12 protein-coding genes and 1 pseudogene are annotated in these 13,008 nt (G+C 51.1%); 8 read left to right on the top strand and 5 right to left on the bottom strand.

Annotation, left to right across the window (positions count from 1 at the left end):
* On the bottom strand, window positions 1-251 hold a 251-nt coding region (locus tag G445_RS10585), incomplete at its 3' end, for a hypothetical protein (RefSeq protein WP_026421053.1).
* Window positions 252-279: 28 nt separating this feature from the next.
* On the opposite strand from G445_RS10585, the gene G445_RS10590 reads away from it, so the two are divergent.
* Window positions 280-987 carry an OPT family oligopeptide transporter gene (locus G445_RS10590; RefSeq protein WP_306718365.1) on the top strand — a complete coding sequence of 236 codons (708 nt, stop codon included), beginning with the start codon at window positions 280-282 and terminating at the stop codon, window positions 985-987.
* Between the two features lie 290 nt (window positions 988-1,277).
* On the opposite strand, the gene mprF is transcribed toward G445_RS10590, so the two are convergent.
* A complete protein-coding gene (gene mprF, locus G445_RS10595; protein ID WP_022867105.1) occupies window positions 1,278-3,938 on the bottom strand; it encodes a bifunctional lysylphosphatidylglycerol flippase/synthetase MprF in 2,661 nt (886 codons plus the stop codon).
* Window positions 3,939-4,264: 326 nt separating this feature from the next.
* Between mprF and G445_RS0108515 the strand changes: the two genes are divergently transcribed.
* The 3 genes from G445_RS0108515 to G445_RS0108525 all read left to right on the top strand — a co-directional run bounded on the left by G445_RS0108515 (window position 4,265) and on the right by G445_RS0108525 (window position 6,971).
* Window positions 4,265-4,549 carry an HU family DNA-binding protein gene (locus tag G445_RS0108515; protein ID WP_022867106.1) on the top strand — a complete coding sequence of 95 codons (285 nt, stop codon included), beginning with the start codon at window positions 4,265-4,267 and terminating at the stop codon, window positions 4,547-4,549.
* Window positions 4,550-4,845: 296 nt separating this feature from the next.
* Window positions 4,846-5,190, top strand: coding sequence for a DUF3039 domain-containing protein (locus G445_RS0108520; RefSeq protein ID WP_022867107.1), 345 nt, complete (start codon window positions 4,846-4,848; stop codon window positions 5,188-5,190).
* The gene (locus G445_RS0108525) at window positions 5,187-6,971 is read left to right on the top strand and encodes a DEAD/DEAH box helicase (RefSeq protein WP_022867108.1); all 1,785 of its coding nucleotides are present in this window, start codon (window positions 5,187-5,189) and stop codon (window positions 6,969-6,971) included. The genes G445_RS0108520 and G445_RS0108525 overlap by 4 nt, the downstream gene beginning before the upstream one ends.
* Window positions 6,972-7,018: 47 nt before the next feature.
* On the opposite strand, the gene G445_RS0108530 is transcribed toward G445_RS0108525, so the two are convergent.
* Window positions 7,019-8,359, bottom strand: coding sequence for a nicotinate phosphoribosyltransferase (locus G445_RS0108530; protein WP_022867109.1), 1,341 nt, complete (start codon window positions 8,357-8,359; stop codon window positions 7,019-7,021).
* Window positions 8,360-8,586: 227 nt separating this feature from the next.
* Between G445_RS0108530 and murI the strand changes: the two genes are divergently transcribed.
* From murI to rdgB, 4 genes and pseudogenes are all read left to right on the top strand, one after another.
* The gene (gene murI, locus G445_RS0108535) at window positions 8,587-9,399 is read left to right on the top strand and encodes a glutamate racemase (protein ID WP_022867110.1); all 813 of its coding nucleotides are present in this window, start codon (window positions 8,587-8,589) and stop codon (window positions 9,397-9,399) included.
* Window positions 9,396-10,193, top strand: a complete 798-nt coding sequence (locus G445_RS0108540) for an MBL fold metallo-hydrolase (protein WP_022867111.1) — start codon at window positions 9,396-9,398, stop codon at window positions 10,191-10,193. The genes murI and G445_RS0108540 overlap by 4 nt, the downstream gene beginning before the upstream one ends.
* Window positions 10,194-10,277: 84 nt before the next feature.
* A pseudogene (gene rph / locus G445_RS11825) lies at window positions 10,278-11,006 on the top strand (ribonuclease PH); the annotation flags it as partial.
* A 177-nt stretch (window positions 11,007-11,183) separates the two neighbouring features.
* Window positions 11,184-11,837 (top strand): RdgB/HAM1 family non-canonical purine NTP pyrophosphatase, encoded by a 654-nt coding sequence (rdgB, locus tag G445_RS11830; RefSeq protein WP_211210524.1) that lies wholly within the window; start codon window positions 11,184-11,186, stop codon window positions 11,835-11,837.
* A gap of 216 nt (window positions 11,838-12,053) precedes the next feature.
* On the opposite strand, the gene G445_RS0108550 is transcribed toward rdgB, so the two are convergent.
* On the bottom strand, window positions 12,054-12,593 hold the full coding sequence (locus G445_RS0108550) for a DUF4916 domain-containing protein (RefSeq protein WP_022867113.1): 540 nt from the start codon (window positions 12,591-12,593) through the stop codon (window positions 12,054-12,056).
* 103 nt (window positions 12,594-12,696) lie between these two features.
* A partial coding sequence (locus tag G445_RS11290) for an IS3 family transposase (protein WP_022867114.1) occupies window positions 12,697-13,008 on the bottom strand: 312 nt, incomplete at its 5' end.

Consider the following 13,008-nt stretch of genomic DNA (forward strand, 5'->3'; position numbering starts at 1 on the left):
AGCTGCCTCGCAGTCTCTCCAGCAAGGAAACGAGCGACAATCGAGCGCTTGAACTCCCACGAGTAAACAGCTTTCGTATCACGTGTCACAAGCACCATTTTCCCATGAAGAACCCACCTGTCATAAAGCGAATTCACCGGCCGAAATGGCAAACCAAGTTTTCTGGCTGTGGCTCGAGAGCCATAGCCCGCCTCAAACAAATCAACAGCCACCGCCCGCTGCTCCACCGACAACGAACTATCAGAACGCATAACACCCCTAACCCTAAAAACTGAACAAATAAACGTCCAACTTTCAGGGTTCAGTACACTCGTTGGGGCAACCCCGTGGAAGCAGCAGGTCGCTCTCGTTATCGGTGTCGGTTTCGGTTCACTCGTTATTCCACCGGTTCTCGACCTCATGGCAAAAGCCTTCGGTTTCGGAACCGACCCGGGCCAGTTGGCAGCTCCGCAGGCATCCTTGATTTCTGCTCTCGCTAAGGGCGTTTTCGGCGGTAGCCTCGCCTGGGATAAGCTGTGCATTGGTATTGGCGTTGGTGTTGTCATCATTATTATCGACGAAGTCCTTAAACTCACCACACGTGCCGCATTGCCCCCGCTGGCTGTCGGTATGGGTATGTATCTGCCGTCATCCTTGACGATTATTATTCCCATCGGTGCCTTCATTGGATTCTTCTACGATAAGTGGGCTAATAAGACAAAGAATCCCGAAATGACAAAGCGTTTCGGTGTTCTCTTGGCGACGGGTCTTATTGTGGGTGAATCCCTGTTCGGGGTTCTTAACGCAGGTATTATTGCCGCGGCCGGTACAGATACGGCGTTGGCGATTAAAGCGGAAGGTTTCGGCGTTGTCTCCGATATTGCAGGAATCCTTCTCTTCGTCCTCGTTATTTGGGGAACGTACAGATGGGTTAAAAAAGTTAGTGTAAAGCCACTGGCTACAGACGCGGGTGCTTCCGCGAATGTACAGGTGGGTCAAAATAGCTAGTGTTAAGTAGCTATTTAGGGCTCAGAAGTTACCGCTCAGGCATGAATGCCGTGTGAGGACAATAATCTGTTGATATAAACAGAGTTGGTCGGCGGGGAGGCTGGTTCGGAAGAACTTGGCTCCCCGCCGTCGTCGTATATGCATTGGTTGCTGCGCAGTATCAGCACAATCTGCTTGTAGTACATTCAGTGCATGGTGTGCCTGGTGCGTAAACATTGAGCACACCGAATACGTGTATGTTTCGTGTATGTTTTCGGGTGTGCAAAGTTGTTACACCCGGGGGCAGTTGCTTACTTGATAGCCTGAATGGGATTTCCGGCCTTACTCTTGTGAACCTTGCTCTTAGACTTTTTGGCTTCTTTTTCGGGCTTCTGAGCAGGTTTTTCCGCGTCGTCTGAATCCGTTAAGGTTTTCAGCTCCGTGAGCGCAGATCCATATTCCAAAGGAATAGCACCTTTTGAACGGTCGGGCTGCTGGATAGCGTCAAGAAGTCCGAAAAGCGTGGTGCCGAAGGTTGTGGCACGAGTGTACGCCAAATAACGCGAATCCCAGTTCGGCTTAAACTTTTCTTTATAGGAACGCAGACCCTTAAAGTTGTAAATACGATCGCCGAAATCATAGACAAGGCGGACAATACGTTCACGAGTACGCGAAAAACGCGTATTTCCCGTATTGGACATGGGCGCCATGCCGAGATTAAAGAACTTGTATCCGTTTTCGCGTGCCCATTCAATGAGCGAGACGAAAATGCCGTCCATGGTTCCACCGGGAGCATCCGGGCGGATACGCATCAAATCAACACTTGCAGTTCCGTTTGCCATAGGCATAATCGTCGCAAACCCTTCGATGCGTTCACCGCGAATAATTGCGACGGGCGCACGGCCGATATAGTTTTCGTCGAAATAACCCAATGAAAACGCCATTTCTTGACGTTTCCCTAACCACTGATCGGAAACATCCTTCAAATCATTAATAAAATCGCGTGTGAAGGGCGGGAAGTGAACCTCAAAATGGGTTCCTTTTTCACCCATACGGTTCTTCATGCGCCGGAACACCTTACCCTTGTTACCTACATTTGAATAGGTGGCGAGGTCAACCGTCGCATCTTCACCAATTTTTACGAAACTCAAACCGATATTTGCGCAAGAACTCAAATACTCCCCATGAATTTCGTACACGGAAATTCCGCAACTGAAACTATCCGCGTACTCTGCAAACTCTTCAAAAAGGTTGTCGAAGGCATATTTTTGCCCAATCGGATCGCCCAACACGAGGAAGGTTGAACGGTAGGGACGGTAGAGCAACGCAGCCTTGCCGTCGCTGGAATAGAACACTTCCTTATCGCCAAGATAATAGAGATGGGTAAAGGCACCGTTAGCTTCATTATCGGACAGGAATTTTTCGTATTTTTCGACGTCGTCCTTTAACTGTTCCTTAAAATGTGGGGCCTTGCTACGAGAGAAGGTCAGGGCGCCAGCAATTGCGGAGACAAGGAATGTGTAGACGAGAACTGTTGTCCAGGGACGCCCGGATGGATAGGCGTGGTACAGGGTATCAATTTTGATGTATCGCCACGCGAAAACGCCTAAAGGAACCCCAATAATGAAAATCAACGCCGGGATAAATGTTTTCCATTTGAAGGGGAGAGGTTCTCGATCGAAGGAACCGCGGGCAAGGAACAGCAAGAAAATAAAAATAAGGAGAAGCGCCATGGATTGCATATCAAAACCACGGGCAACACTGGTAATAGCCGCGAGAATAAGGACGGAAATCGTCATGTAGTACACGCGGGTAATACGCTGCTTAATGCCACGCGAAAGAACAATCAGCATAATTCCCAACATCATGGATGCTAGGCGAGAACTATGTGTCATTCCACGCGGGCGAATAATACGCAACAGGGGGACACGCGAATAGAGAGTCGGTGCAAATGCGTCCAAAATACAAATAATCCCGAGAATAGCGGTGCCGATGGCAAGCATCATAATAATGATACGGTGGCGGCGGTCTTCGTCGTGAAGATTGATGCGATGTCCGGTAAATTCAATCATCCAGTAGATGGTGGCGAAAACCCAAGGGATTGCGTAGTACGTAATGCGGTAGACGATAATGGCGAGAAACAGTTTTGAAGTGTCGTATCCCATGTGCTGGAAAAAGGCGATGACGGTGAGGTCAAACGTTCCCAGCCCCGCGGGGATAAAGGTAAGAAGTCCGACGAGTGTTGCCGTGGAATACACGAAAACAGCTGCGAGGAAGGAGACGGGTTTGCCTAAAAAGACGCTGGTACAGCACCAGAAGAACGCTGCGGCAGCCAGCCATTCGGCAACCGATACCGTGGACATTTGGAGCTTTTGACGCACGTTTTGAAGCCCGAAAGCGCTGTTGCGTAGGTCAATTTTTTTCCAGTGGAAACGGCCTGCCAGGAAATAAATAGGAATATAAAGACAGGCAAGAATGGGGACAATGAGGAATTTTCCGTCGTACTTCGCGGCGAAAGGAAGGGTTGCGAGGAGCATGACGAAAAGTCCAAGAAGGTTTGCGGCCCATACGCTGACGGTTGCGTTGAGTGCCTGTTTCGAATCTGCACCTTCACGACGATAATAACGCGAGCGGATAGTTCCGCCGGTGAGGCCACCGAGGCCTGCGAAATTATTGAAAGCCTGAGCAATCCACCCGATTTTCAAGGATTTTCGTAAGGAAATATCGACGCCAAAATGTTTGGCAGCAAAAATATCGTATAGTCCGGTTGCCGTGAAGGCGAGGAGTCCAAGGAGGATAAGTCCGCCCAGTGTTGTTTGAGGTGTGGAAGATAAAACTTCCTTCATCTTTGCGCCACTAAGTTCCTGTAGCTGACCGTGTGCAACAAAAATAACGCCGGCAATTATGAGAATGTAGAACAATGATTTGAGCAGTTTCGAATACTTTTTAGCAAAGGCGACAATAGCTTTCACAGTGTTCCTTTAAGGGTTGAGAGTTAGATAACAATAAAAACCGGACTCAGAGATGGTGGCATCTCTAAATTTGGGCATATAGATAAAATTATACTCGCTCAAGACGTAAGAACGCCAATGAAAAAATAAACACTTTAATAGTTATACAATCGTTATAAACCGCGAATTTAAGCCCCTTACGACAACATGGAATTTTTTTCAATATGGCGATGTCAACACGAATAAGTGTTAAGATTAATGAGCGAAATTTGTTTTTTTCCGCTAACGTGTAACATGTAATGGTTTTTCGCAACCATGTACTTGTATATAAATCGAGAGGTATAGGTATGTCTATTAACCGTACTGAGCTCATCGGAGCTATTGCCGAACGCTCCGGACTTTCCAAGTCCGATTCTGATAAAGCTATTGCCGCACTTCAGGAAGTGCTCGTTGATTCGCTTGCTAAGGGCGAAGCCGTGAAGATTACAGGTCTCCTTTCCGTAGAACGCACCGAACGTGCCGCCCGCAAAGGACGTAATCCCCGCACTGGTGAAGAAATCCAGATTCCAGCAGGTTTTGGTGTCAAGATTTCAGCCGGTTCACACCTGAAGAAGGCTGTTGCAAACAACTAGTTGTTGTCTCTAAGGTAAACTAAAAGGACGCTGATATTGATTCAGCGTCCTTTTAGTATTCTTGCGAAAGCCTGCGACCTTTGTTTGGGTGCATTGGCCAATAACTCTTTGTTTGCGAATTAAAGCCTCCTGGTTTTTTGAACTGCTCCACAAAGTTGGAGTGAGGAATCAGCCACCTACTGGTGGGGAGCACTTCTATGAAAACCCAGTACAGCTCAGCAACACAGAGTGTGAGTGTTAAGAAGTGTGAAAAATGCGATTGACGAAACAGCCGGGAGGCTGCCTACAATACACCCATGAGTACTTCTTATCCCGATCCCTTAGGCGCTCCAGAAACACCCGGCGCGCCACTGGAGCCACAAGCTCAACCAGGACAATCCGTTGGTGTTCTTGAAAGAACAGAAGAGCAGGTCACACCGGGAGACGAAGAACGTTTCGCCCACTATGTGCGCAAGGATCGAATGGTCGAATCCAGCGTCTACGGCAAGCCCGTCGTCGCACTATGCGGAAAAATTTGGATTCCTTCACGTAACCCTGATAAATACCCCGTGTGTCCAACATGCGCAGAAATCCTTAAACAGATGAACAACCAGGGCAACGAATGGCCCTTCGGGAATGATATTCCAGGAAGCGGGAAGTGAGAAGCGGAAACCTTCCGCGAAACACCCCAATAACGCCATCGCTCTTCGCTGTGGAAAACCTTTCCCCAGCCTTTCCGGCGCGCGCGGCATGGGGAACAACTTCATCATTGCGCACGTGGCAAGCGGAAGCCCTTGAACTCTACCTGCGCACATCTTCCCCAGATTTCCTCGCGGTGGCGACACCGGGAGCCGGAAAAACAACATTTGCCTTGCGCGTCGCCGTAGAGATGCTCTCCCGCGGGGAAGTGGCAACAATAACCGTCGTCTGCCCAACAGAACATTTGAAAACACAGTGGGCACAGGCAGCCGCGCGCGTTGGCATACAGCTCGACCCCGATTTCACCAACGCACAGGTGATGGAAGGAAGCCACTTTATAGGCGTGTGCGTCACATATGCGCAGGTCGCAGCCAACCCGAGACTTCACAAACAACGCACTTCGGCGCGTAAAACTTTCGTCATTCTCGACGAAATCCATCACGGAGGGGACGCACTATCCTGGGGAGACGGGATCCGCGAAGCTTTCACACCCGCAGTACGACGACTTTCCCTCACAGGAACGCCTTTCCGTTCCGATACCTCGCCCATACCTTTCGTCACATACGAACCCGACGGTTACGGAAACATGCGTTCACGTGCTGACTACACGTACGGTTATTCGCAGGCCCTACACGACGGCGTTGTCCGCCCCGTTATGTTCCTCAGCTATTCTGGGCAGATGCGTTGGCAATCAAAACAGGGCGATGTTATGGCTGCGCAACTCGGTGAACCGTTATCTAAAGATATGACTGCGCAGGCATGGCGGACGGCACTTAACCCAGAAGGCGAATGGATAGGGGAAGTGCTGTCAGCGGCAGATGCACGGTTGAGCGTAGTGCGTAAATCCATACCGGATTCGGGCGGGCTGGTAATCGCCTCCAACCAAAAAGACGCACGCGCCTACGCCACAATTCTTCGTGACGTTAGCGGAGAAGAACCAACCGTCGTCCTTTCCGACGACGCGGGTGCGAACGATAAAATTGGCGAATTTGCCGAATCTACCGCGCGATGGATGGTGGCTGTACGCATGGTGTCGGAAGGTGTGGACGTTCCACGCCTCGCGGTCGGAGTGTATGCGACCTCAGCGTCAACGCCACTGTTTTTTGCCCAGGCAATCGGACGTTTTGTGCGCGCACGCAGACGCGGTGAAACAGCAACCGTATTCCTACCCTCAGTGCCCCAATTACTTGAATTGGCTGCGGATATGGAAAAAGAACGCGACCACGCGATTTCGAAACAATCCGTACCCGAGGGGTGGGATGAGGATCTTATCGCGCAGGCAAACAGGGAAGAAAAGGTGGAAGAACAACTCGCCCTTCCGGGTTTCCAAGCCTTAGAATCCGGGGCGAGTTTCGACCGCGCGTTATTTGATGGTGGCGAATTCGGCATGGCCGCCCAGGTGGGTAGCGACGAAGAAGCGGACTTTTTAGGAATCCCCGGGTTGTTGGAACCCGAACAGGTAACTATGCTTCTGCGTCAACGCCAAGCCGAACAATCCAAGAAATCTGCAATGCAACGCTCCACGGCCCCCAGGACACCGGACGATATTCAACGCAGACGCAAAGCCCGCAAAGAACTATCCCAACTGGTTTCCGCATGGGCACAACGCACCGGAAAACCGCATGCTCTAATCCACACGGAACTGCGTAATGTGTGTGGTGGCCCTGAAGTTCCGCGTGCGAGTGCCGACGATATTGAAAAACGTATCGCCCGCTTGCGTAACTGGTTTGTTGGGCGCAAATAGATTGCTTGTTCGACGAACAAGTTAATCTTGTTGCGCGCGCCTTGTTATTACTCGTGAATGTCTATCATTTGGGGAATAAACACCGGCTCGCCTGGCGATAGACGCCAGCCACTATACGGAAGCGCATTTCGTGAATCCTGGTGGCGATTGCGAGCACTTTCAAGAACAGCGCGTCCTCGATACTTATCGTTAATAACGCCACCATCAATGAGCTTGACTTGGAGCGGGCGTGCGCCCTGTTTCTTCACGTACTCCAAACCCTTTTCGAAACTCTCGGCAGCTACAATAATTTCGCCTGTTGCACGCCCATCAGCCTCGGTTCGTCCCGCAACCTTCAAACCGCCGATAGAATGCTTGTTCTTCGAGGCCTTCGCAACTTCATGCATGGTGCCGTCGGCGCCTTCACGTTCAACAAGTTTGTACACCATCTGAGCCGTCGGGACACCGGATCCCGTCACAAGGCGCGTCCCTACGCCATAAGCGTCAACCGGAGCCGCACCAAGAGCAGCGATAGAAAACTCATCGAGATCGTTCGTTACCGTAATCTTCGTTTCCGAGCTTTTCAAGGCGTTAAGCTGTTCGCGCGTCTTAAAAGCGTGAGCAATTAAATCGCCTGAGTCAATACGTACGGCACCAAGGGTTCCTCCGGCGGCTTTCGCTGCGGCAACGGCACGTTCAACGCCACGTTCAACGTCGTACGTATCAACAAGAAGCGTTGTATTGGCACCCATCGCGGCGATTTGTGCGCGGAAGGCTTCTTCTTCGCTGTCGTGAAGAAGGGTGAAGGAGTGTGCGGAGGTTCCCGTTACAGGGATGCCGTATTGGCGCCCAGCTTCAAGATCCGAGGTTGCAGAAAAACCGGCGATATATGCTGCGCGGGCAGCTGCGAGAGCTGATTTTTCGTGTGTACGACGGGCCCCGAAATCAGCGCAAGGCCTGCCGTGAGCTGCGATTGTCATGCGCGAAGCAGCGGTTGCGACGGCAGAATCATAGTTCAAAATAGAAAGTGCAAGTGTTTCAATAATGCAACATTCTGCGAAATTGCCTATTGCTGTCAAAATAGGGGAGCCTGGGAAGTAACATTCGCCTTCCATGTATCCCCATAAATCACCAGTGAAGGAATAATTGGCGAACCAGTCGCTTGTTTCTGGCGAAATAACGTTATTTTCAAGAAGGTATTCAATATCGGTGTCGGTGAAACGGAAGTTAGCTAATTCGTCGAGCAGACGCCCTGTGCCGGCAACAACACCGTAACGGCGCCCACCCGGGAGGCGACGCGCAAATGCTTCGAAAACTGCTTTGCGTGATGCTTTACCCGACTTTAGGGCGGCATCAATCATCGTCAGTTCATACATGTCAGTGAGAAGTGAAGAAGAGTAAGAGTTCATATAAAAATCATACCCCTAGAGGCATATATTACTGAGGGGTCTGGCAAACTGGTGGTATGATTCAGAAGTTCGTGTGATCGTTCATAACTAACGAATGTTGCGTCCCTACGTGAATTGCAAAACGAGCGTGAAGGTTCGATAGGTACAGTAAGCGTGAGGAAGTATTAAGTTCGCACACGCATAAAGTGGCTTTCGCCAGAAAAGTGGTGTGCACTACGGGAGAAGTGATGGATAACAGGCCTATTGGCATTTTTGATTCCGGTGTAGGCGGGCTCACCGTAGCGCGAGCAATTATTGATCAATTACCGCACGAAAACATCACTTATATTGGTGACACTGCACACAGTCCCTATGGAACAAAACCTATAGAGGACGTTCGTAGATATTCCATGGACATTATGGGAAAACTCGTGAATTCCGGTGTGAAAATGCTCGTTATTGCCTGCAACAGCGCCACATCTGCGGCACTCGCGGACGCCAGGCAACGCTTCGAACTGGAGATGGGTATCCCCGTTGTTGAAGTTATCCGCCCAGCCGTTCGACGCGCGGTAAGGACAACGAAAAACGGGAAAGTTGGGGTGATTGCCACTCAGGCGACGATTAACTCCGGATCGTATCAAGATTCCTTCACGGCTGCTCCGCAGATAGAATTGACGACGAAAGCCTGCCCGAAATTTGTCGAACTTGTTGAGGAAGGCATCACGGCCGGAGCGCAGGCGCAAGCCGTTGCTGAAGAGTATTTGGCGGATTTCCGCGACGCCGATGTTGATACATTAGTGCTCGGTTGCACACATTACCCTCTACTTTCCGGCGTTATTTCTTATACGATGGGAAGCGGTGTTGCCCTCGTATCCTCCGCCGACGAAACTGCGCGTGATGTATATCGAGAGTTAGCCACACGAGATTTGTTTGCGGATAGGGCAGAACCTACCCGTGAATTTTTTGCAACAGGAAATCCTAAGGGATTTGGTCAACTTGCTCGGCGCTTCTTAGGGCCGATAGTTGGGCAAACCCGCAGCGCGAAAGAACTGCTTTCATGAGATTGACGATTATCGGCTGTAGTGGCTCAATGGCAGGGTCTGCCTCACCGGCATCCGCCTACCTTATCCAAGCCAACGGGGTTGATGAGCAGGGGCACCCACGTGAATACTCTGTCATTATGGATTTCGGCTCCGGAGCAATGGGATACCTGTTACGCTACGTAGATCCGGCCATTATTGACGCCATAATGATTAGCCACTTCCATATCGACCACTGCGGAGACATTATCGGTATGCAGGTGTATCGCAAATGGTTACCGGCAGGTCCGCTCCCGCAAATACCGCTCTATACGCCCGGAGATGGGCAAGAACGTATGCGTCAGCTCGACGGCGGAGAAGATGATAGCAATTTTACAGACGTCTACGATTTCGTAACGGTTATGCCGGGGGATTCTTTCGATATTGGCCCTATACATGTGGAGGCTTTTGAAGCGCGCCACACCATTGACGCCCTCTGCTACAGAATTACCGCACCCTCGGAAAACGATCCAGAAAAAACGGTTACTCTTACCTTCTCTGGCGATACAGATACTTGCCAAGGCCTCTTAGATGCATCCATCGGTGCCGATGTGTTACTGTGCGAAGCGGCGTATGAAGACGGACGCGATACGGTACGCGGAGTTCATTTAACAGGTTCACGCGCCGGGAAACTTGCGAAAGATGCGGGAGTTAGTTCACTCTTCCTCACCCATTTACCGCCGTGGACGGATCCACACAGGGTGAAAAAAGCTGCAAGCGAGGAGTACGACGGCCCTATTTTCGTCGTCAAAGCAGGGGACGCCTACAAAATCTAACGTCATTGGCGTTGAGCGTTGAGCGTTGAGCGTTGAGCGTTGAGGTGCCACAGTAGTGGTGTGGCAGGTTGTATCCTTGAGGGTATGAGTGAATTTCAACGTCAAGATGGACGCGCTGTTAATGAGATGCGGCCTGTTAAAATTATCCGCCACGCATTTTCCACAGGTGAAGGAAATGTTCTCGTTAGCTACGGAAATACGACGGTTCTATGCAACGCATCATTCGAGGACAATGTTCCGCGTTGGTTGAAAGGAAGTGGCCGTGGCTGGGTAACCGCCGAATACGCAATGTTGCCACGCGCTACGGATTCACGCTCACCACGCGAATCGGTGAAGGGTAAAATCGGGGGACGCACCCACGAAATTTCTCGCCTTATTGGCAGGAGTTTACGAGCCGTAGTGGATTTGAACGAACTTGGCGAAAACATGATTACGCTCGATTGCGATGTGCTCCAGGCAGACGGCGGTACACGAACCGCATCCATCACGGGCGCATACGTTGCCCTGGCGGACGCCATCGCATGGGCGAAAGAACAGGGAATTATTCCGCCACACGCTAAGGTTCTCAAAGACTCCGTATCCGCAGTATCCGTGGGGATTGTGGACGGAGTTCCCGTTCTCGACCTGCCCTACGAAGAAGATAGCCGAGCCGACACAGATATGAATATTGTTGCTGTGGGCAGTGGCGGGCTCGTTGAAGTTCAAGGAACCGCAGAAGGAAACCCATTTTCACGCGAAGAACTTTCCACATTGCTAGACCTTGCCACGCAAGGTAACCGTTACCTCGCCCAGCTTCAACAATCCGTTCTCAATAATGAAACACCGGCGCATATCGAACACGTACACATTGACAGAAGCGAAGGAAGTGGTTGGGAACAACATAGCCCAAGCGCTGGGGACGTGAGAGCGACGGCGCCGGATGTGATAGCGCATGATGCCACGGCACAAGCTGAGAGTCTTATGCCCGCGACGCAAGATTTTACGTCCGGTATGCAGAGCAATCTGCGCGCGACGCAAAAAAATTTGCCTCAACCAACCGTCGTCGTTGCCACCCACAACACCCACAAAGTCGACGAAATCCAGGCGATTCTTTCCCCGCATCTTCCCGGCGTTCAGTTCGTCAGTGCTCGCGAATTAGATGCGCCGGAAGCGAAGGAAAACGGGACAACATTCGTCGAAAATTCTGTGATTAAAGCGGAAGCTGTGGCAAAAATATGTGGCGAGGTCACGATTGCGGATGATTCGGGGCTAGAAGTCGAGGCTCTTCACGGCGCGCCTGGCATTTTTTCCGCACGATGGGCGGGTAAACACGGGGATGACGTGGCAAACCGCGAATTACTTTTGGCGCAACTCCAGGATTGCGAGCCAGAACAGCGTAAGGCACGTTTTGCATGCGCCGCGGTTGCTATTGCGCCTATTGGGGACGCGGTTGCCGTCACAGAATATATGGATGGGCATATTATTACTGAGGAACGTGGGCAGGGTGGTTTCGGATATGATCCGATTTTCGTTGTCGGCGGCGAAACGCGGACAAATGCGGAGCTTACGGCCGATGAAAAAGACTCCATATCCCATCGCGGGAAAGCCTTCCGCGCACTCGCCCCGTATGTGGCGAAAATGCTGGGTGTTACGTATGTTCCCTAAGCTCGGGATTCCCCGCCTCACATAGTGTTGCGTTGTGCGCGTTCCATATGCGCGTTCAACATGCGCGTTCAACATGCGCGTTCCACTCAGATGCGAAGCATTGCGAGCTTGCCGTATGTGCCGAGTGTTGCGTGCCATCGCCTTGTGTGAAACATACGCTACATGTGCTACATGCGTGTATTGCATAGAGCGTAGTTTTCGTCGTATATAAAAACGTTAACGCAGTTCGCCGAGGTGGGCGAGGGCTTTACGCAAGAGGACCGCGTGCCCTGGTGTTAGTTCAGCTTGAAGCTCGGGCGTGCGAGCCTCGCCGGGCGTGAACCATGAAAATTCAAGCGCATCCGTCCCCGGATTTGCTTCCCCCTGAATTGGCACAATATATCCCAAATCCACGCGGTGCTGGCGCGGATCATAATATCCGGCATCCGGTTCCAGAGTGGGGAAATATTCTTCGACGGTGAAGGGCGTGAGATTTGCCGGCAACTGAGCAATCGCCATAAGCCCAAGTTCCTTATCAATGTGGCGCATCATCGCGTCGCGAATAGGTTCGTGGAAAAGAATACGCCCGGAGGGGAATTCGCGGGTAATGCCTTCAGAATCTGCACTAAGTAGCATGCCGATTGCCTGAAGCCTGCCTGTTTCATCAATACGTACGGGAACAATATCCACATAAATCATGGGAACTTTCCTGCGAACAAACTCAAGTTGTTCAGGGTTTAACCATGGCCCCATATCCGCTGAATCGATTTCGCTCATGTAACAAGTATTTCAGGGTGTAACCATTTCGCGTTGAGGTTGGCGTTCTCCTCGCTATGCGCGAAAACGGGATACTGAAGCGTACTGGGTTTTGTTCCGCTTCTTATACGGGGGTCAGTTGACTGACCCGGTGTTGATTATAGCTTGCGATAATCTCCTCTGGGGTAGCGTAGCCTAGGGATTCGTGGAGGCGGTGGTTGTTCCACCAGTACACCCAGTTCAGGGTTGCCCACTCGACCTCGCTACACGAGCGCCAGGCGCGAGAGTAGATCAACTCGGTCTTGTATAAACCATTTACGGTTTCTGCTAGGGCGTTATCGTAAGAATCACCAACAGTTCCGGTCGATGATTTGATACCGGCTGTTGCCAGGCGTTCACTGTATTTAATGCTTGTGTATTGTGACCCGTGATCGCT

Origin of the sequence: Actinotignum urinale DSM 15805 (assembly GCF_000420445.1) — a bacterium.
In the GTDB taxonomy this organism is placed as follows: Bacteria; Actinomycetota; Actinomycetes; order Actinomycetales; family Actinomycetaceae; genus Actinotignum; species Actinotignum urinale.